This is a genomic window from Sphingomonas sp. QA11, assembly GCF_028473665.1.
GTDB classification, from domain to species: domain Bacteria; phylum Pseudomonadota; class Alphaproteobacteria; order Sphingomonadales; family Sphingomonadaceae; genus Sphingomonas; species Sphingomonas phytovorans.
The window spans coordinates 147,207-165,896 of sequence record NZ_CP098774.1 but is presented as its reverse complement, the minus strand read 5'-3'; the positions used below and the strand labels follow the sequence as shown (position 1 = coordinate 165,896).

The 18,690-nt window shown below is 66.0% G+C and carries 18 protein-coding genes; 2 read left to right on the top strand and 16 right to left on the bottom strand.

Annotation, left to right across the window (positions count from 1 at the left end):
* Positions 1-94: 94 nt before the first annotated feature.
* The 4 genes from NDN01_RS00835 to NDN01_RS00820 form a co-directional block, all read right to left on the bottom strand.
* Entirely contained in the window at positions 95-631 is a 537-nt protein-coding gene (locus NDN01_RS00835; RefSeq protein ID WP_272625249.1) for a DUF6265 family protein, read from the bottom strand.
* Positions 621-1,694: an alpha/beta hydrolase-fold protein gene (locus tag NDN01_RS00830; protein ID WP_272625248.1), complete on the bottom strand. Its 1,074-nt coding sequence runs from the start codon at positions 1,692-1,694 to the stop codon at positions 621-623. The genes NDN01_RS00835 and NDN01_RS00830 overlap by 11 nt, the downstream gene beginning before the upstream one ends.
* A 99-nt stretch (positions 1,695-1,793) precedes the next feature.
* Positions 1,794-2,534 carry a LytR/AlgR family response regulator transcription factor gene (locus NDN01_RS00825; RefSeq protein ID WP_272625247.1) on the bottom strand — a complete coding sequence of 247 codons (741 nt, stop codon included), beginning with the start codon at positions 2,532-2,534 and terminating at the stop codon, positions 1,794-1,796.
* Positions 2,531-3,607, bottom strand: a complete 1,077-nt coding sequence (locus tag NDN01_RS00820; RefSeq protein ID WP_272625246.1) for a sensor histidine kinase — start codon at positions 3,605-3,607, stop codon at positions 2,531-2,533. The genes NDN01_RS00825 and NDN01_RS00820 overlap by 4 nt, the downstream gene beginning before the upstream one ends.
* Before the next feature lie 148 nt (positions 3,608-3,755).
* Here NDN01_RS00820 and NDN01_RS00815 point away from each other — a divergent pair, with 148 nt between their 5' ends.
* Positions 3,756-5,378 carry a hypothetical protein gene (locus tag NDN01_RS00815; RefSeq protein ID WP_272625245.1) on the top strand — a complete coding sequence of 541 codons (1,623 nt, stop codon included), beginning with the start codon at positions 3,756-3,758 and terminating at the stop codon, positions 5,376-5,378.
* 18 nt (positions 5,379-5,396) lie between these two features.
* Here the strand turns inward: NDN01_RS00815 and NDN01_RS00810 are convergent, their stop codons facing one another.
* Entirely contained in the window at positions 5,397-6,029 is a 633-nt protein-coding gene (locus tag NDN01_RS00810) for a trimeric intracellular cation channel family protein (RefSeq protein ID WP_272625244.1), read from the bottom strand.
* Between the two features lie 189 nt (positions 6,030-6,218).
* Here NDN01_RS00810 and NDN01_RS00805 point away from each other — a divergent pair, with 189 nt between their 5' ends.
* Positions 6,219-6,896, top strand: coding sequence for a YoaK family protein (locus NDN01_RS00805; RefSeq protein WP_272625243.1), 678 nt, complete (start codon positions 6,219-6,221; stop codon positions 6,894-6,896).
* A gap of 202 nt (positions 6,897-7,098) precedes the next feature.
* Here the strand turns inward: NDN01_RS00805 and lpdA are convergent, their stop codons facing one another.
* The 11 genes from lpdA to NDN01_RS00750 form a co-directional block, all read right to left on the bottom strand.
* Positions 7,099-8,490 carry a dihydrolipoyl dehydrogenase gene (gene lpdA, locus NDN01_RS00800; RefSeq protein WP_272625242.1) on the bottom strand — a complete coding sequence of 464 codons (1,392 nt, stop codon included), beginning with the start codon at positions 8,488-8,490 and terminating at the stop codon, positions 7,099-7,101.
* A 167-nt stretch (positions 8,491-8,657) separates the two neighbouring features.
* Positions 8,658-9,875, bottom strand: coding sequence for a 2-oxoglutarate dehydrogenase complex dihydrolipoyllysine-residue succinyltransferase (gene odhB / locus NDN01_RS00795; protein ID WP_272625241.1), 1,218 nt, complete (start codon positions 9,873-9,875; stop codon positions 8,658-8,660).
* Positions 9,876-9,904: 29 nt separating this feature from the next.
* Positions 9,905-12,835, bottom strand: coding sequence for a 2-oxoglutarate dehydrogenase E1 component (locus tag NDN01_RS00790; protein ID WP_272625240.1), 2,931 nt, complete (start codon positions 12,833-12,835; stop codon positions 9,905-9,907).
* Positions 12,836-12,898: 63 nt separating this feature from the next.
* Entirely contained in the window at positions 12,899-13,783 is an 885-nt protein-coding gene (sucD, locus tag NDN01_RS00785) for a succinate--CoA ligase subunit alpha (RefSeq protein ID WP_272625239.1), read from the bottom strand.
* A gap of 51 nt (positions 13,784-13,834) precedes the next feature.
* Positions 13,835-14,098 (bottom strand): GIY-YIG nuclease family protein, encoded by a 264-nt coding sequence (locus NDN01_RS00780; protein WP_443025272.1) that lies wholly within the window; start codon positions 14,096-14,098, stop codon positions 13,835-13,837.
* 106 nt (positions 14,099-14,204) lie between these two features.
* Positions 14,205-15,167 (bottom strand): malate dehydrogenase, encoded by a 963-nt coding sequence (gene mdh, locus NDN01_RS00775; protein ID WP_272625237.1) that lies wholly within the window; start codon positions 15,165-15,167, stop codon positions 14,205-14,207.
* 134 nt (positions 15,168-15,301) lie between these two features.
* The gene (locus tag NDN01_RS00770) at positions 15,302-15,601 is read right to left on the bottom strand and encodes a hypothetical protein (protein ID WP_272625236.1); all 300 of its coding nucleotides are present in this window, start codon (positions 15,599-15,601) and stop codon (positions 15,302-15,304) included.
* On the bottom strand, positions 15,598-15,924 hold the full coding sequence (locus tag NDN01_RS00765; protein ID WP_272625235.1) for a YbjQ family protein: 327 nt from the start codon (positions 15,922-15,924) through the stop codon (positions 15,598-15,600). The genes NDN01_RS00770 and NDN01_RS00765 overlap by 4 nt, the downstream gene beginning before the upstream one ends.
* A gap of 62 nt (positions 15,925-15,986) precedes the next feature.
* The gene (gene zapE / locus NDN01_RS00760) at positions 15,987-17,099 is read right to left on the bottom strand and encodes a cell division protein ZapE (protein WP_272625234.1); all 1,113 of its coding nucleotides are present in this window, start codon (positions 17,097-17,099) and stop codon (positions 15,987-15,989) included.
* A gap of 166 nt (positions 17,100-17,265) precedes the next feature.
* Positions 17,266-17,742 carry a PaaI family thioesterase gene (locus tag NDN01_RS00755; RefSeq protein ID WP_272625233.1) on the bottom strand — a complete coding sequence of 159 codons (477 nt, stop codon included), beginning with the start codon at positions 17,740-17,742 and terminating at the stop codon, positions 17,266-17,268.
* 11 nt (positions 17,743-17,753) lie between these two features.
* A complete protein-coding gene (locus NDN01_RS00750; protein WP_272625232.1) occupies positions 17,754-18,539 on the bottom strand; it encodes a succinate dehydrogenase iron-sulfur subunit in 786 nt (261 codons plus the stop codon).
* Between the last annotated feature and the right edge of the window lie 151 nt (positions 18,540-18,690).

Sequence of the window (18,690 nt, the reverse complement as noted above, 5' to 3'; positions counted from 1 at the left end):
GGGCCGTCGGAGGAAGAATTCCGGCGGCCCATATTACGGGGGGCACCCGATCCCGGGAAGGTCAGCAACGGCCGGGACCGCTCCGCTCGCCGGCTCATACCTTGCGCCGGAACGGGATCACCAGCGTCGCACGCTCCCTGTCGCCGACGCGGTCGAGAAAATAGACGGTGAAGCTGTCCGGTCCCGTCCGGGCGAAGGTGATGCCGTCGAAATAGAAGGTGTCGCCGTCCCGCCCGACGAGCGGCCTGTCGATATAGGCCTCCCGCGCTTCCCAGCCGGCTAGCGACGGGGTGAAATGCTTGACCCGGACCGAGAGCGAGCCGGCGACCTCGACGAAGACGCTGATCTCGTAAAAGACCGGGCCCTGCGGACTCAGCGCCCGCACGAAGCTGGGCATATGGCCGAACGCGGCACCCAGGATGACATGCTCGACCGGCCCGTCGGGCATCTCGCCGAGCCAGTGTCCCTCGATCCAGGCAAGATCGGCGATGCCGGCCGGTGGCGAGGCCTGTCCCTGCGCCTGGAGCCTGACCATGGCGCGAGGCTCTGTTGCCCATGCGCTCACCTGACCGTTCAGCAGGAACGATGCCGCCAGACCGAGCAGGATGCGCGCGACGCCGTCATTCCGCATGGTCTTGCTCCCCCACCGGCGCGAACAACAGATGCCGCGCGAAGAAGGGCAGCACGTCGGTACGGACACGTCCCTGCTCGCCCCAGTGCCGGTCGCGGAAACCGCCGGCATGTTCCTCCGCCTCATGCGGCACGCCGAATTCGTCGAGCCGGTGGGCGAATGCCTGGTTGGCATGGATATGGTCGAAGATCGGGTCGGCGCGGCCCCAGTCGAGCTTGAAGCCGCGCAGCGCCTTCAGATTGTCGGCATTGGCCGGGAGCAGGTCGATCAGGCCGAAGCGCTGCTGGAACCGGGCCATGACCGCACTGTCGACCACCACATGTCCGTCCACCCGGCGCGCGGGCGGATCGATATACAGCGGCGGCCGGTCCGGGTCGGGCGAAAAGGCCTGGTAGATCGAGGTGAAGATCCGCGAAAAGCCGTCATTGCCGAGATCGTCGATCGACCGGGCACGGGCGAGCAGGTCGAAATCCGGCCGGCTCCAGGACGGCTGCACGCCCGACCCGGCGCCCACCGGCTGCATCGCGTAGACCGAACCGAACAGATCGGGATGGAGCATGCCGAACCGGACCGCGCCGTAACCGCCGACGCCGTCCCCCACCACGCCGCGCGACTCCCGCGCGGCAAGCGTCCGGTAGGTCGAGTCGATATAGGGAACCAGCTCGCGCACCATGAAGTCGTCCCACTTCCCGGTGACCGGCGAGTTCACATACCAGGAGCTGCCGGTCGGCGTCGTGAAGTCGGCCGTCACCATGATCACGTCGCCGATCACGCCCGCGCCGATCGCCCGGTCGAGCAGTCCCTGCGCATCGTGGCTGGCAAAAGGCTCCGCCTGGTTCTCGAAGAAGCTGTTGAGGAAATAGAGCACGGGGAAGCGCCGGTCGCTGTCCCCGTAACGCGGCGGCAGATAGACAGTCACGTTGCGGAGCGGGGAGATACCGATCCTGTTCCCGGCGAGGCTGGCCGAGTTAAGCTGCGTGCTGACCAGCCGGCTACCGGCCTGCACGACTTGTGGGGCGACGAACAGCGCCAGGGCGAGGCAGAGCGACAACGCACGACGCATGAGGTTCCTCCCGGTTTCCGACATGCCGCAATGGCCGGAACGGAAGGCGCCGCGGCAAGGCGCCGTCGCCAAGCGGGATCATGGGATCGCCGGGCGGGATCAGCCAGCCAGGTAGCGGTCGATCGCCTCGCGGTACCGGCGACTGAGGCGCAGCTCCGCACCGCAGGACAGTCGCACCAGAGCATCCCCGTGTGCGCCGGGACGGACCTCCGTCAGCCGGTCGAGGCGGACGATCGCCGAGCGATGGATCCGGGCGAACGCATCGGCGGGAAGCCGCGCCTCGAGCGACGCCAGGGATTCGTTGAGCAGGGATGCCCGCCCGCCGGCATTGACCTCCGCATAGTCGCCCGCCGCCGCGATCCAGTCGACCTGGTCGAGCGGGATCAGCCTGATGCTGCCATGCGACCGCGCCACCAGCCGGGGCGGGTCGCCGAGCGTGGCGACGATCGATCGAAGCCTATCACTCCGTTCCCCACCCTCGGCAAGCTGCCGGCGCACGCGGTCGAGCACCCGGCCGAACCGCAGGTCGTCGAACGGCTTGAGCAGATAGTCGAGCGCCTGCACCTCGAACGCGCGCACCGCGTGCGCATCGAACGCGGTGACGAACACGGTCAGCGGCATCGCCTCGACACCAACTGCCTCGATCACGTCGAAACCGTTCATTTCCGGCATCTGGACGTCGAGGAACACGAGATCGGGGCGCAGCATCGCGATCGACTCGACCGCTGCCCGGCCATGCTCTGCCTCCGCCACCACTGCGAACCCGCCATGCGCCTCAAGCGGCGCGCGCACCGCACGACGGGCGAGCGGCTCATCGTCGACGATCAGCGTGCGGATCATCGCGGCACCATGATCGTGACGCGGAATCCGCGCCCGGGCGCCGTCTCGATCTCGAGCGACGAACCCGCGCCGTAAAGCTGTTGCAGGCGCAGGCGCGCATTGCCCAGCCCGACCCCCTCGACAATCTCCCCGGCACCCTTGCCATCATCCGCTACCACGAGGCGCAGCCTGCCGCCGGCAAGGCCGGCCTCGATCGTCAGCGTGCCACCCGATACGAGCGGCGCGATACCATGGCGCACCGCATTCTCCACCAATGGCTGGAGCAGCAGCGCGGGTACGGCGACTGTCAGCGCTTCGTCCGCAATGCGACGGACGATACGGAGCCTCTCCCCCAGCCGCGCTTCCTCGATCGCGAGATAGGTGTCGGTAAAATCCAGTTCGTCAGCAAGCGGGCTTCGCTGCGAGCGGTGCCGATCGATCGACAGCCGCAACAGATCGCCGAGACGCGCGATCAGCCTCTGCGCCGTCACCGGATCGTCAGGCACCAAAGCGGAAATCGCGTTGAGCGTGTTGAACAGGAAATGCGGCTGAAGCTGCGCCCGCAACGCCGCTGTCTCCGCCTCGGCCAGCCGGGTCTCAAGGCGGGCGGCGACAATCTCGCGGTCGCGCAGCGTGCGATAGGCGCGCGCGCCCAGCACGATCCCGACGATGATCGCGTAGATCATCAGCTGCACATGGATGCTGCCGGTGAGCTTGAGCAGCAACAGGTCCTTGCTCCACGGCGCCCAAGGCGCGTTCCCGTAGATCATCGCGTTGAGCGAGACGTAGAGCACCGAATGAAGCAGCACGACCGCGAGACCGGCGCCGAGATGGACGGCCAGCAGCACCGCCACGCGCCGCTCGTCTGCGAAACGGCGCGCTACGGCCACCACCAGCGGCGTCAGCAACGCCCATACCGAATACCAGGGGATGCCGTTGCCGAACGCCGTCAGCCATGGCTGCGGCGTTCCCGTGGTGAGGCCGGCGACATAGGTCTGCACTGACGTGATCAGCGCGACGACGAGCCAGATGGCCCAGATGCCGGCGAGCCGGATGAGAGTCTGTCCCCTGCGCATGGCGATCGACGCGATCATGCCCGAGCGTCGCGCCGCTGGATAGACACGATTCCCGTCAGGTCCTGTGCGCCGGCACCCGAAACCTCCGATGAACCACGGGTCCAGAACAGGTTCAGACGCGTTGTGCCACCACTCAAGCAGCTTCACTGCCAGAGGAACATTCGCCATGGCTGGAAAGACACGCATTTTACTGAGCGCAGCGAGCGCGGCCGCGCTCGCCCTGGCGCTTGCCGCCTGCGGGCCGCAGCAGCGGCAGGCCAGTGTCGACAATCAGGCGACGACGGCGGCGACGCTGCCGCCTTTGCCCCAGGTCCAGCCGCTGGTCGCGGGGCCGGCGACACCGATCCGCCGTGCCCCGCCGACAGCCGCACTGCCCGCGGTCCAGCGGCTTGGCTATGCCGATGCGCCCCGTGATGATCGCTATGCGTGGATCGATCGCGCCGACTGGATCAGCGACACGATCGGCGATGCCCCGCCCGATTATTCTTTCGACTATGATGGCGTCGAACCCTGGGTGTGGCAGACCAGTGGGGATTATGTGACCTATGCCGAGCCGATCGACGACGGCTATCGCTATTATTATTATGAGCCGGGCGCCGACGAGCCCTATCTCGTTCGCGACCCCTATTACAGCTATGGCTATCGCGACGGACGGATCGTCACCGTCTATGGTCGCGACGGCAGGTTCATCGAGGCGATCGAGGCGCAGCGCCAGGCGGAAGCGGCATCACGCTATTATGCCCGCGCGCGCGCGTTGCGTATTGCCGCGCGGGAGCGCGAGCAGCGGGGCGTGGCGGCGGCGCAGTGGGCGGAACGCCGGGCGGTGCTGGCCGCGGCCCGCGCAGACTGGAGCGAAGCGCGCCAGCGCGTGCCGGACTGGCAAGCCTATCGCCAGCGCCATGCGACCGAGGAAAGCCAGCGCCTCCAGCCTGAAAGGATCGCGCGCGCTCAGGCGGCGGAGCGCTTCGCCGCCTGGCAGCGCGAGGGCCAGCCGGGCCGACCGCCGCACCTCTACGCGCCGGACACGGGCCGCGCCGACCGTCGTGATGGCGCCCGCCAGATCGATCAGGCACGACAGCAGGACCAGCGTGCCGCCGATCTCCAGCGACAAGCCCAGCGCGACATGGCGCAGCAGCGCGCCGTTGCCGAGCAGCAGCGCCTTGTGCAAGACCGGCAGCGGCAGCAGGCGGCCGAGCAGCAGCAGGCGCAACGCATCCAGGCCAATGCGCAACGCGACGCCGCCCGTCAGCATGCCGAGATCGACCAGCAGCGCGCGCTCCAGGAACGGCAGGCAGCCGTCGACCAGCGCGGGCAACGGATACGCCAGCAGCGCGACGCGCAGCGCCAGCAGGTCGAACAGCACCGCGCCGTGCAGCAACAAGAGGCGCAGCAGCAGGCCGTCGAGCAGCGCGGCCAACTGGCACGCCAGCAGCGTGAGGTGCAACGCCAGCAGGCCGAACAGCAACGCGCCGCGCAACAACAACAAGTCCGCCAGCGCACCAACGAGCAGCGTGGCCAGCAGATGCAGCAGCAGCGCGAGGCGCAACGCCAGCAGGCAGATCAACAACGCGCCGCACAACAGGCCCAGCAGCGGACCGCCGAACAGCGCGGCGAGCAGATGCGGCAGCAACGTGACGCGCAACACCAGCAGATGGAGCAGCAACGGACGCAGCAGATGCAACAACGCCAGCAGGCACAACAACAGGCGGCTCAGCAACGCGCGGCCGAGCAACAGCAACGCGCAGCCCAGCGCCAGCAACCTGGACCCGGCCGCGACAGGGAACGCTGAGGCTGAAGCGACGAGTCCCTATCGACGCCCGCGATAGCTCGGCAATGCAAGGTTCCAGTGGATCGCCGCGGCGCGCAGGCTGAAGCCGGCCGCCGCCGCCGCCACCGCCGCCCCGAAGGCAGGAACGCCGATCAGAACGAGAAGGACATGCAGCCCGGCGGCGAGCGCGGCCGCCGTCACATAGAGTTCGGGGCGCATCAGGATCGACGGCTCCCCGGCCAGTACGTCGCGGATGATGCCGCCGACACAGGCGGTCATGACCCCCATCAGCGCGGCCGGCACGGGGGGAACGCCGAAGGCGAGCGCCTTGGCCGCGCCGAACACGGCATAGGCGGCTAGGCCCACCGCATCGAGCCAGTCGAGCGCCTTGTCCTTCCACCAGGCCTGAGGCGTGATCCACACCAGCCCGGCGACCGCGAGGCAGACCGCGGCGACCAGCGGATCATGCACCCAGAAAACCGGCGCGCCGATCAGCAGGTCGCGGACCGATCCGCCCCCGACGCCAGTGATCAGAGCGAAGAAGGCAGCCGTGACGAATGTCTGCCCGCGCCGGGTCGCGGCGAGCGCACCGGTGGTGGCGAACATCGCGATACCGAACAGGTCGAGCCAGGGAAGGATCGAGCCGAATTGCCAGGGAGCGTGAGGAAGCATTGATCGTGCCTTACTCCCTGCCGCCCGTATCGAGTAGGGGTCGAACGTGTCGAGAATCCGTATCGAGATACATCTGCCTGTCGATATGCCCTTTCCACAAGCTCGGTGACACGTCGGGACGAATGGCGTGGCTGCGATTGACCTGCCCAGGCTATGGAAAGTCGCGGCGCAGTGCGACATAGCGGTGCCATGCAACGCTATCGCCCGTCGATGATCGCCCTTGCCACCTGCCTCGCCGCTCTTGCCGGATTCGTCGACGCGCTGGCCTATTCAAGCCTAGGCGGATTCTTCGCCTCGTTCATGAGCGGCAACTCGACCCGGCTTGGCGTCGCGTTCGCCACCGAACGCCATGACGAAGTACGCATGGCCGGTGCGCTGCTGCTGAGCTTCATCAGCGGGGTGATGATCGCGACGGTGATCGCGCGACGCTGGGCGAAGCATGCGCAGGCGGCGGTGATGATCGCCGTCACGATACTGCTCGGCACGGCCGCGACGATCATGCAGGTGCAGCCCAACACCAAGGCGCTGCTGCTGCTCGCCGCCGCGATGGGCGCGGAGAACGGCCTGTTCCTGCGCGACGGCGAGGTGAGCATCGGCCTGACCTATATGACCGGGTCGCTGGTACGGATGGCGCAGCGGCTGGCAGGTGCGCTGATGGGTGACGCCGATCGCTGGACCTGGGTGCGTTATCTGCTGCTGTGGCTCGGCTTCGTCTGCGGCGTGGTGATCGGCGCGCGCTGCTACGCGGCGTTCGATACGGGCGCGCTGTGGCTCGCGACAGGCGCCGCGGCGGCGCTGACGGCAGTGGTCGCGATCGTCACGCGGGGCAAGGAGCCAGCCGGACCCTGGGGCGTGCGAGCGGTCTGACGCCATCTGTAGGCCTGAGCCGGAACTTCGCCCTCCGTTCGTTTCGAGCGAAGAAGGGGCTGGCGGCCGGAGATAAGCAATCCCCGGCGGAGGCCAGGGTCCAGTCGCGAAGAACGTGGTAACGACGCGCGACGAGTTGCGTTCGGCGTCCCCGAACTGGACCCCGGCCTTCGCCGGGGAAACAGCCAGGGGAATGACGCGATCAGATGTGGATCGGCTTGCCGAGCACCGCCATCGCGGCTTCCTTGATCGCTTCCGAATGAGTCGGGTGAGCGTGGCAGGTATAGGCGATGTCTTCGGAAGTGCCGCCGAACTCCATCGCCTGCGCCGCCTGTGCGATCATCGTGCCGGCAACCGAGGCGATGATCCATACGCCGAGCACGCGGTCGGTCTTCGCATCGGCGATCACCTTCACGAAGCCGTCCGGCTCATGATTGGTCTTGGCGCGCGAGTTCGCGACCATCGGGAACTTGCCGACCTTGACCTCGCCACGCTCCTTCGCCGCTTCCTCGGTCAGGCCGACGCCGGCGATCTCCGGGCTGGTATAGACGACGCTCGGGATCACATCATGGTTCACGATACCGGTGAGGCCGGCGATGTTCTCTGCCACCGCGATACCCTCATCCTCGGCCTTGTGCGCGAGCATCGGGCCGGGGATCACGTCACCGATCGCCCAGATGCCGGGAACCGAGGTGAGGAAGCGGTGGTCGGTCTCGACCTGGCCGCGCTGGTTGGTCGCGAGACCTGCCTTGTCGAGGCCGAGGCCTTCGGTGTTGGGCCGGCGCCCGATCGACACGAGCACCGCATCGGCCTCAAGCGTCGTGGCGTCACCGCCAGCCGCGGGCTCGAGAGTGAGCGTCGCGGTGTCGCCATCGACGACCACGCCGGTGACCTTGGTCGAGAGGCGGAATTCAAGCCCCTGCTTCTTCATGATCTTGTTGGCTTCCTTGCGGACATCGCCGTCGAAGCCGGGCAGGATCTGGTCGAGGAACTCGACGACCGTGACCTTCGCCCCAAGACGCCGCCAGACCGAGCCGAGCTCGAGCCCGATCACGCCGCCGCCGATCACCACCAGATGCTTCGGTACTGACGGCAGCTCAAGCGCGCCGGTCGAATCCACCACGACCTTCTGGTCGATGGTCACGCCCGGCAGCGGGGTGACCGAGGAGCCGGTCGCGATGATGATGTTCTTCGCGCGAACCTCGCGGTCGCCGACCTTGACGCTGTCCTTGCCGGTGAACGCCGCATAGCCCTTGAGCCATTCGACCTTGTTCTTCTTGAACAGGAACTCGATGCCGCCGGTGAGTTGCTTGACCGCGTCCTTGCGCTGGCCGTGCATGGTGTCGAGATCGAGGCTGGTCTCGACCTTCACGCCGAGCTTGGCGAGCCGGCCCGAGACCGCCTCGTCATACAGTTCCGACGCGTGCAGCATCGCCTTGGACGGGATGCAGCCGACATTGAGGCAGGTGCCGCCAAGCGTCTCGCGGCCCTCGACACAGCCGGTCCTGAGTCCGAGCTGCGCCGCGCGGATCGCGGCGACATAGCCGCCCGGACCTGAGCCGATTACCAGGACGTCGAAATCATAGTCAGCCATTGTCTATCTCGATCGCAAAGGGCGTGATGGCAAATAAGGACTTCCGTTCATCCTGAGTAGGGGCTGAGCTTGTCGAAGACCCGTATCGAAGGACATGGCGTGAGACCTGTCCTTCGATACGCCATTTCGACAAGCTCGATGGCTGCTCGGGACGAACGGAGGCCGGTTCAAAGATCAATCAAAATCCGGGTCGGATCCTCGATCGCGTTCTTCAACGCGACGAGGAACGTCACCGCCTCTCGGCCGTCGATCAGGCGATGATCGTAGCTGAGCGCGAGGTACATCATCGGGCGGACCACGACCTGGCCGTCGCGAACGACCGGGCGATCCTCGATACGATGAAGGCCGAGCACCGCCGCCTGGGGCGGGTTGATGATCGGGGTCGACATCAGCGATCCGAACACGCCGCCATTGGAGATGGTGAAGGTTCCGCCCTTCATCTCCTCCATCTTCAGGGTGCCGTCCTTGGCGCGCTTGCCGAAATCGCCGATCGTGCGCTCGATCCCCGCGACCGAAAGCTGGTCGGCATCGCGCACCACGGGAACGACCAGGCCACCCGGACCCGACACGGCGACCGAGATGTCGACATAGTCGTGATAGACGATCTCATCGCCCTCGATCGAGGCGTTGACGCTGGGCACGTCCTTCAGCGCGAGGCAGGCGGCCTTGGCGAAGAAACCCATGAAACCGAGACGGACGCCATGCTTCTTCTCGAACAGATCCTTGTACTTGGCGCGCGCCTCGATCACCGCCGTCATGTCGACGTCGTTGAAGGTGGTGAGCATGGCCGCGGTGTTCTGCGCTTCCTTCAACCGCTTCGCTATGGTCTGGCGCAGGCGCGTCATGCGGACGCGCTCTTCCTTGCGACCGGTCGACGCGGCGACCGACGGGGCGACCTGCGGTTCGGGCGATGGCGCAGCAACCGGCGCAGGCGTCGCGGCGGCGGCGATCACATCGTCCTTGGTGATGCGCCCGTCCTTGCCGGTGCCCACGACCGTCGCTGGATCGACGCCGTGCTCAAGCACCGCGCGGCGGACCGACGGGGACAGCGCGGCGGGACCATCACCAGCGGGTGCGGGTGCGGCAGCTGCAGCGGCGGGAGCAGGGGCAGCCGCGGGGGGCTGCGCCGTTGCCGCTGGCGCGCCCGAGCCAGCCTCGATCGTCGCGATCATCGCGCCGACCTGGACGGTGTCGCCGACCTTCACCGCCTGCTGGCCCATCACACCGGCGACGGGCGAGGGCACCTCGACCGAGACCTTGTCGGTCTCCAGGCTGGCGATCGGCTCGTCGACGGCGACCGGGTCGCCGGGCTGCTTCAGCCATTCGCCAAGCGTCGCCTCGGTGATCGATTCGCCCAGGGTGGGGACATTGACTTCGGTTGCCATCTTCTTTTCCTCGTGCCGCCGATGCGGGCTTATGATTTGCGCGTGCGGCGGATTTCTTCGCGGACATTGTGGCCGAGCGCGTCAGCGACGAGCGCGGCCTGTTCCATCTGGTGGCGCTTCATCAGGCCAGTCGCTGGCGACGCCGATGCCGCGCGGCCGGCATAGCGCGCGCGCTGCGGCTTGCCGCCGGCCTGGATGAGGCATTCCTCGAGATAGGGCTCGGCGAAGCTCCACGCGCCGTTGTTCTTTGGCTCTTCCTGCGCCCAGATGACCTCTTCGAGATTGGTCATCTTCTTCAGGCGGGCGACCAGCGGCTCGCCCGGGAAAGGATAGAGCTGCTCGACACGGACGATCGCGGTGTTCTTGTCGCCCGCCGCGTCGCGCGCCTCCATCAGGTCATAGGCGACCTTGCCGGTGCACAGCACGAGGCGCTTCACTTCGTTATCCGCAATGCCCGACGGATCGGACAACAGCCGCATGAAGTGGCTGTCGCCCTGGAAGTCCGACGCCTTGGACACCGCCAGCTTGTGGCGCAGCAGCGACTTTGGCGTGAAGATGATCAGCGGCTTGCGGAAGCTGCGGTGCATCTGCCGGCGCAGCAGGTGGAAATAATTGGCCGGCGTGGTGCAGTTGGCGACCTGCATATTGTCCTGAGCGCAGAGCTGCAGGAAACGCTCGACACGCGCTGAGCTATGTTCGGGGCCCTGGCCTTCATAACCATGCGGCAGCAGCATCACGAGGCCGTTGGCGCGAAGCCACTTGGCCTCTCCGCTGGCGATGAACTGGTCGATCATGATCTGCGCGCCGTTCATGAAGTCGCCGAACTGCGCCTCCCACAGCACCAGCGTCTTCGGATCGGCCAGCGCATAACCGTACTCGAAGCCGAGCACGCCATATTCGCTGAGCGGCGAATCCAGCACCTCGAAGCGGCCATGCTCGACCTGGGCGAGCGGCAGATATTTATGCTCGTCCTTCTGGTCGATCCACACCGCGTGACGCTGCGAGAAGGTACCGCGACCCGAATCCTGGCCCGACAGGCGGACGCCATAGCCTTCGGACATCAGCGACCCGAAGGCGAGCGCTTCGCCCGTCGCCCAGTCGAAGCCGGTGCCGGATTTGAACATCTCGCGCTTGGCATCGATCACGCGGCCGAGCGTCTTGTGGATGGTCAGGTCATCGGGAACCGTGGTCAGCGTGCGGCCGAGCGAATCGAACAGCTTGGTCTCGATCCCGGTCTCGACGTTGCGCCGCGCGCTCTCGGCATCGGCCGGGGCGTGCAGGCCCGACCAGCGGCCGGCGAACCAGTCCGCCTTGTTTGGCTTGTAGCTCGCGCCCGCCTCGAACTCGCCTTCGAGCAGGGTGGTGAAGGCAGCGATATTGTCGTCGATCCAGGCGCGGTCGATCACGCCCTGCTCGATCAGCTTCGCGCCATAGACTTCGCTGACCGGCGGATGCGCGCGGATTCGATCGTACATCAGCGGCTGGGTGAAGCTCGGCTCGTCGCCCTCGTTGTGGCCGAAGCGGCGATAGCACCACATGTCGATCACGATGTCGCGGTGGAAGCGCTGGCGGAACTCGATCGCCATCTTGGTGGCGAAGGTCACCGCCTCGGGATCGTCGCCATTGACGTGGAAGATCGGCGCCTGGACACCCTTCGCCACATCCGACGGATAGGGCGAGGAACGCGCGAATTGCGGGCTCGTCGTGAAGCCGATCTGGTTGTTGATGACAAAGTGAATGCAGCCGCCGGTATTGTAGCCGCGGATGCCGGAGAAGCCGAGGCATTCCCACACGATGCCCTGGCCGGCGAACGCCGCATCGCCATGGATCAGCACCGGCAGCGAAGCCTTGTGTTCCTTCAGGTCGCCGGCGATCGTCTGGATCGCGCGAACCTTGCCCAGCACGACCGGGTCTTCGGCCTCAAGATGCGAGGGGTTGGCGACCAGCGACATATGGACGCTGATCCCGTCGAACTCGCGGTCGGTGGAGGTGCCGAGATGGTATTTCACGTCGCCCGAACCGGCAACGTCGTCAGGATTGTCGGAGCCGCCGCCGAATTCGTGGAAGATGATGCGGAACGGCTTGGCCATCACGTTGGTCAGCACGTTCAGGCGGCCGCGATGCGCCATGCCGAACACGATCTCGCGCACGCCGAACTGGCCGCCATATTTGATGACGCTTTCCAGCGCGGGAATCATGCTTTCGCCGCCGTCGAGACCGAACCGTTTCGTCCCGACATATTTCCGGCCGCAGAATTTCTCCCACTGCTCGGCCTCGATCACCTTGTTGAGGATCGCCTTCTTGCCGAGCGGGCTGAACTCGATCGCCTTGTCCTTGCCCTCCATCCGTTCCTGGAGGAAGCGGCGCTCCTCCACGTCGGAGATGTGCATATATTCGAGGCCGACATTGCCGCAGTAATTCGCGCGCAGGATGCCGACCAGTTCGCGCACCGTCGCCCATTGCAGGCCCATCGTGCCGCCGAGATAGATCGGGCGATCGAGATCAGTGTCGGAAAAGCCGTGATACTCGGTCGTGAGATCAGCCGGCATCTCGCGCTTGGAGAGGCCGAGCGGATCGAGATTGGCGGCGAGATGCCCGCGCACCCGATAGGTACGGATCAGCAGCATCGCGCGGATCGAATCCGCGGCGGCCCGGACGATATCTTCCTGTGACGGCGCGGCGGCAGCCGGGGCGGGCTTGGCGCCCCCCTTGGCGGGCTTGGGCGCAGGCTCCATCTGGGTCGGGTCGAGCGCCGCCGTCAGATCGTCGGTCGAGCTCAGCGGCCAGTTGGGTTGCCCCCAGCTCGGGCCGCTTGCGTTGCCTTCGAGCCCCTCGAAGAAACCGCGCCAGCCCGGCTCGACGCTGTCCGGGGACACCTTGTACCGCGCGTACAGCGCGTCGATGAACGCCGGGCTTACGCCCCCGGCGATGTCAGCGAAATCCTGGCCTTCATAGCCCATTGGCTGTTCCTCGGCGCATCCCTGGGGAGGTGATGCCGCTTTGGCCCCGCACGCGGGGCCTGGTTAACCCTTCAACACCGACAGCAGCGTCGTGCCCAGTTCGGACGGGCTGTCCGCTACCTTGATCCCTGCCGCTTCCATCGCGGCGATCTTGTCCTCGGCGCCGCCCTGGCCGCCCGACACGATCGCGCCGGCATGGCCCATGCGGCGACCCGGAGGCGCCGTGCGACCGGCGATGAAGCCGGCCATCGGCTTCGAGCGACCGCGCTTCGCCTCGTCACGCAGGAACTGCGCCGCTTCTTCCTCCGCGGAGCCGCCGATCTCGCCGATCATGATGATCGACTGAGTCTCGGGGTCCGCGAGGAAAAGTTCGAGCACGTCGATGAAGTTCGTACCGTTGACAGGATCGCCGCCGATGCCGACCGCGGTCGTCTGACCAAGGCCAGCATTCGACGTCTGGAAGACAGCTTCATAGGTAAGCGTGCCTGAACGGCTTACAACGCCGACCGAGCCCTTCTTGAAGATGTTGCCCGGCATGATGCCGATCTTGCACTCGCCCGGCGTCAGCACGCCGGGGCAGTTCGGGCCGATGAGGCGTGACCTGGAGCCGCTGAGCGCGCGCTTCACCTTGACCATGTCGAGCACCGGGATGCCCTCGGTGATGGTCACGATCAGCGGCACCTCGGCGTCGATCGCCTCGAGGATCGAATCGGCGGCGAAGGGCGGCGGCACATAGATGACGGATGCGGTCGCGCCGGTCTTGGCGACGGCCTCGGCAACGGTATCGAACACCGGCAGGTCGATATGGGTGGTGCCACCCTTGCCCGGCGTGACGCCGCCGACCATCTGCGTGCCATAGGCCAGCGCCGCCCTGGTGTGGAACGTGCCGGTCTCACCGGTCATGCCCTGGGTGATGACCCTGGTGTTCTTGTCGACGAGGATTGCCATATTCTTCTCGTTCCCGCTTCGTAGTGCTCCCGCGGAGGCGGGAGCCCAGACCTAAAACAAAGACTCGAACAGATCGTCCCAGTCCGGATTCATCGCTTCAATCTCTCGCAGCTTCCACTGCCGGCGCCACTTCTTCAGCTGCAACTCACGGTATCTGGCACCGTCGATCGTATCGTGCGCCTCGTACCAGACGAGCAATTTGCAGTCGTATTTCTTGGTGAAGCCCTCGACCAAGCCGTTGCGATGCTGATACGCTCGGGCAGGCAGGTCGCTGGTTACACCGATATAGATCGTTCCATTTCTCTGCTTCGCCATGATGTAGACGAAGCCTGGTTTATCCTCATGCACCGCCCGCCTCCTTGGGCCCCCGCGAAGGCGGGGACCCAGACTGGGCTCCCGCCTTCGCGGGAGCACAATGAGGTCAGGCGAGGCTGCCGTCGATAGCCTTGCACGCGACCAGCAGTTCCTTGACCGCCTCGACCGATACGTCGAGATTCTTCTTGGCCTCGGCATCGAGCTTGATCTCGACGACCTTCTCGACGCCGCCGGCGCCGATGACCACCGGCACGCCGACATAGAGATTGTCGACGCCGTACTGGCCGGTCAGGTGAACGGCCGCGGGCAGCAGGCGCTTCTGGTCGTAGAGATAGGCTTCCGCCATCGAGATCGCCGAGGTGGCGGGCGCGTAATAGGCCGAGCCGGTCTTGAGCAGCGCGACGATCTCGCCGCCGCCCGAGCGGGTGCGCGCGACGATCGCGTCGATCCGCTCCTGAGTCGAGAAGCCCATTTCGATCAGATCGGGGACGGGGATACCCGACACCGTCGAATAGCTGATGACGGGGACCATGGTGTCGCCGTGCCCGCCGAGCACGAAGGAGGTGACGTCCTTGACCGAGACCTTGAATTCCTCGGCGAGGAAGTGGCTGAAGCGCGAGCTGTCGAGCACGCCGGCCATACCGACGACCTTCTGGTGCGGCAGCCCCGAGAATTCGCGCAGCGCCCAGACCATCGCGTCGAGTGGGTTGGTGATGCAGATGACGAACGCGCCGGGTGCGTTGGCGGCGATGCCCTCGCCCACGGCCTTCATGACCTTGAGGTTGATGCCGAGAAGGTCGTCACGGCTCATGCCCGGCTTGCGGGCGACGCCTGCGGTGACGATGATGACGTCGGCGCCGGCGATATCGGCATAGTCGTTGGTGCCGGTGATCTTCGCGTCGAAGCCCTCGACCGGGCTGCACTGGCTGAGATCGAGCGCCTTGCCCTGGGGCACGCCCTCGACCACGTCGAACAGGACGATGTCGCCCAGACCCTTGAGGGCAGCAAGATGGGCGAGCGTCCCGCCGATGTTGCCAGCGCCGATCAGCGCGATCTTCTTGCGGGCCATTCGTCGTCCTTTCCGCAGTGATAAAGCCGCATATGCGGCGAAACTGCGCGGCGGCTTAGGCGCGTTTTGCCCTAGGGGCAACCGCTAAAGACCAGTATTTTCTCTTACTTATTGCAAGTGCTTCGCAAGTGCATTTAGAGCGGATGATTGCTTTCGGGGTCGACATATCGGCGCTCGCCCGTGGCATCATTGTACCAGACGGTCACCGGCCTGCCGCTCGCATCGTCGACAAAACGTTCAGTGGTTTCGCGCCAGGCGCTGCCGGTCGGCTTCGCCTGAGAAGCGCCGTAGCGACGGCGCTCGAACAGGATGCCGGCGAGTAGCAATATCGCCCCGATCACACTCGGCCACACCGCCGGATCGACCACCGCGCCAATCAACGCCGCCGTGAAGAACAGCATCGCGACCACCAGGACAAAGGTGCGCAGCATCATTCGGGCGCGGGATCGAGAATGACGGCAGTGCCATAGGCGACCACCTCGTTCATCGCCTGGGCGATCTCGCCCGAGTCGAAGCGCATCATCACGACCGCGTTCGCGCCCATCAGCGCGGCGTTGGCGACCATCCGGTCGATCGCATGGCGCCGCGTTTCCTCGACCAGCCGCGTATATTCGGGGATCTCGCCGCCAACGATCGAACGCAGGCTGGCGGTGATATTGCCGCCGATGCCGCGGCTGCGGACGACGACGCCGAAGACCTGGCCGAGCGTCGCCCGGACAGCGTGGCCTGGGACATTCTCGGTGGTGGTGACGAGCATCGCATTCCCTCCATGACCGGACACGGCATGATAACAGGGTGCGGCGCGATGTCGAAGGGGACTCAGTTCGCGCCGTGGCCCTGTTCAAGATAGTCGTCGGAGCGCATCTCCTCCAGCCGGCTGATCGTGCGCTCGAATTCGAAGCGGCCGTCGCCCTTCTCATAGAGCTCGCCCGGCGCGGCGTCGGCGGCGGCGAGCAACTTCACCTTGTGCTCGTACAGCGCGTCGATCAGCTGGACGAAGCGCGCCGCCTCGTTGCGGTTCTCCGGGCCAAGCTTCGGGATGCCGACCAGGATCACGGTGTGGAAGCGCCGCGCGACCGCAAGGTAATCGGCCGAACCCCGCGCCTCGCCGCACAGCCGCTTGAACGAGAAGACGGCGACGCCCTTCAGGCTCTTCGGCACGTGCAGAGTACGCGCGCCGCCGACCGGCAGTTCCTCGGACGGCACATGGTCGCGATCCTCGGGGGGATAGTCGGTCAGGCGGAAAAAGGCGGCGGAAAGCTGCGCGGTCGCCTCCGCGCCATTGGGCACCAGCCAGGTCTCGACATGGCCGAGCCGGTCGCGGCGATAGTCGACCGGGCCGTTGAGCGCGAGCACCTGCATGCGCCCCTTGATCAGCTCGATGAAGGGCAGGAAATGCTCGCGGTTGAGCCCGTCCTTGTAGAGGTCGCGCGGCGGACGATTCGAGGTCATCACCACCGTCACCCCGTGGCGCAGCAACTCGGTGAACAGCCGCGACAGGATCATCGCGTCGGGGCTGTTCGTGACCATGATCTCGTCGAAGCAAAGGACCTTCACTTCCTCGGCGATCGCGGCGGCGACCGGCAGGATCGGATCTCCCACCTCCTTCTCGCGCTCGACCCGCAGGCGCGCATGCACGTCGAGCATGAATTCAAGGAAATGGATTCGCCGCTTCCGCCGCATGTTGATGCAGCCGTAGAAGAGGTCCATCAGCATTGACTTGCCGCGCCCGACCCCGCCCCAGAGATAGATGCCGGCCGGCGCGTCGGGCCGCCTGCCCAGCGCGCGCCACAGCACGGAACCACGCTTCGGCGCCGCTTCAAGCTCGGTGGCCAGCGCATTGAGGCGCCGGGCCGCCTCGGCCTGTTCGGGATCGGGCCGCAACTCGCCCGCGGCGATCAGGGCTTCGTAACGGGCGAAGACGTTGGGCATTATTCTCTATTCTTCGATGTTCTAGTGTTCCCCGCCCCTCTCCCCTCTTCCCCGGCGAAGGCCGGGGTCCAGCGGGGGGACGGAAGAAATTGGGCGTCGTGGGTAGTTACATCCGCCTTCCCGACTGGACCCCGGCCTTTGCCGGGGAAGGAAGGATGGGCGTTCGTCATTGCGCTGTCGTTGCAGCCGTCTTCGCCGATTTGCGGATCGTCGCGGAGAAACTCGCGACCTTGTCCTCGCCCTGCACGACCAGCCCGCGCAGGAACAGCAGGCGCCCAGTCTCGCGCAGCAGCTCGACCTGTGCCTCAAGCGGCTCGCCGATGCGGCCGCCGCCGATGAACTGGGTCGACAGATCGAGGGTCACCGCCGACCCCGCCGTGATCAGCCCGAAGCTGCGCGAGGCGGCGAACAGGGAAACATCGATGAAGCCGAGCATCGCCCCGCCGTGCACGCTGTCGCGCAAATTGGAATGGCGCCGCTCAGGCGTCATGCGGACACGCGCGATACCCTCGTCGACCCGCACCAGCATCGGGCCGAGAAAGCTGTTGTAGCGCGACGGATCGGTGAAGCCCCACCGCATCCAACCGGGATGATCCGGGTCTTCCTCATAGAGGAAGGTGGCGGGCGGGTTGGTGTCAGTCATCGCAACGGGCCTCAGACGACCCGCTCTGCTTCCATCTTCTTTATCTCGGCGATCGCCTTGGCCGGGCTGAGACCCTTGGGGCAGACGTTCGCGCAGTTCATGATCGTGTGACAACGATAGAGGCGGAACGGATCCTCAAGATCGTCGAGTCGCTCGCCGGTCATCTCGTCGCGGCTGTCGGCCAGCCAGCGATAGGCCTGCAACAGGATCGCCGGGCCGAGGAACTTGTCGCTGTTCCACCAATAGCTCGGGCAGGAGGTCGAGCAGCAGGCGCACAGGATGCACTCGTACAGGCCGTCGAGCTTCTCGCGATCGGCCGGCGACTGGAGCCGTTCCTTGCCCGAGGGTGGCGGCGTGACGGTTTGAAGCCACGGCTTGATCGAGGAATATTGCGCGTAGAAGTGGGTGAAGTCGGGGACCAGGTCCTTGATCACCTCCATGTGCGGCAGCGGCGTGATGCGGATGTCGCCCTTCACGTCGTCGATCGCGGTGGTGCAGGCCAGGCCGTTCTTCCCGTCGATGTTCATCGAACAGGAACCGCAAATCCCCTCGCGGCAGGAGCGGCGGAAGGTGAGCGAGCTGTCCTGCTCCGACTTCATCTTGATCAGCGCATCGAGCACCATCGGGCCGCACGAGTCGAGATCGATCTCGAACGTGTCGTAATGCGGGTTCTCGTTCGCATCGGGATCGTAGCGGTAGATCTTGAAATTCTTGACCCGCTTCGCGTCGGCGGCTGCCTTATGGACCTTGCCGCCCTTTTTCGGTCGGCTGTTCGGGGGCAGTCTGAATTCGGCCATGCCTGAAAGTCTCCGGCGGAAACGAAATGGTGCGTCGCGGACGCGGCTATGCCTTTCGGCGCGCGCGTGCAACCCTTTGGCGTGCTCCGCGGCGTCGGATCACCGCATGATTGCAGATTCCGGAACGACGCAGGCATCATCGCCGACATTG

Coding starts and splice junctions, on each gene's coding strand:
- NDN01_RS00835 (WP_272625249.1), bottom strand. CDS start 631: ATGCGGAATGACGGCGTCGCGCGCATCCTGCTCGGTCTGGCGGCATCG.
- NDN01_RS00830 (WP_272625248.1), bottom strand. CDS start 1,694: ATGCGTCGTGCGTTGTCGCTCTGCCTCGCCCTGGCGCTGTTCGTCGCC.
- NDN01_RS00825 (WP_272625247.1), bottom strand. CDS start 2,534: ATGATCCGCACGCTGATCGTCGACGATGAGCCGCTCGCCCGTCGTGCG.
- NDN01_RS00820 (WP_272625246.1), bottom strand. CDS start 3,607: ATGATCGCGTCGATCGCCATGCGCAGGGGACAGACTCTCATCCGGCTC.
- NDN01_RS00815 (WP_272625245.1), top strand. CDS start 3,756: ATGGCTGGAAAGACACGCATTTTACTGAGCGCAGCGAGCGCGGCCGCG.
- NDN01_RS00810 (WP_272625244.1), bottom strand. CDS start 6,029: ATGCTTCCTCACGCTCCCTGGCAATTCGGCTCGATCCTTCCCTGGCTC.
- NDN01_RS00805 (WP_272625243.1), top strand. CDS start 6,219: ATGCAACGCTATCGCCCGTCGATGATCGCCCTTGCCACCTGCCTCGCC.
- lpdA (WP_272625242.1), bottom strand. CDS start 8,490: ATGGCTGACTATGATTTCGACGTCCTGGTAATCGGCTCAGGTCCGGGC.
- odhB (WP_272625241.1), bottom strand. CDS start 9,875: ATGGCAACCGAAGTCAATGTCCCCACCCTGGGCGAATCGATCACCGAG.
- NDN01_RS00790 (WP_272625240.1), bottom strand. CDS start 12,835: ATGGGCTATGAAGGCCAGGATTTCGCTGACATCGCCGGGGGCGTAAGC.
- sucD (WP_272625239.1), bottom strand. CDS start 13,783: ATGGCAATCCTCGTCGACAAGAACACCAGGGTCATCACCCAGGGCATG.
- NDN01_RS00780 (WP_443025272.1), bottom strand. CDS start 14,098: ATGGCGAAGCAGAGAAATGGAACGATCTATATCGGTGTAACCAGCGAC.
- mdh (WP_272625237.1), bottom strand. CDS start 15,167: ATGGCCCGCAAGAAGATCGCGCTGATCGGCGCTGGCAACATCGGCGGG.
- NDN01_RS00770 (WP_272625236.1), bottom strand. CDS start 15,601: ATGATGCTGCGCACCTTTGTCCTGGTGGTCGCGATGCTGTTCTTCACG.
- NDN01_RS00765 (WP_272625235.1), bottom strand. CDS start 15,924: ATGCTCGTCACCACCACCGAGAATGTCCCAGGCCACGCTGTCCGGGCG.
- zapE (WP_272625234.1), bottom strand. CDS start 17,099: ATGCCCAACGTCTTCGCCCGTTACGAAGCCCTGATCGCCGCGGGCGAG.
- NDN01_RS00755 (WP_272625233.1), bottom strand. CDS start 17,742: ATGACTGACACCAACCCGCCCGCCACCTTCCTCTATGAGGAAGACCCG.
- NDN01_RS00750 (WP_272625232.1), bottom strand. CDS start 18,539: ATGGCCGAATTCAGACTGCCCCCGAACAGCCGACCGAAAAAGGGCGGC.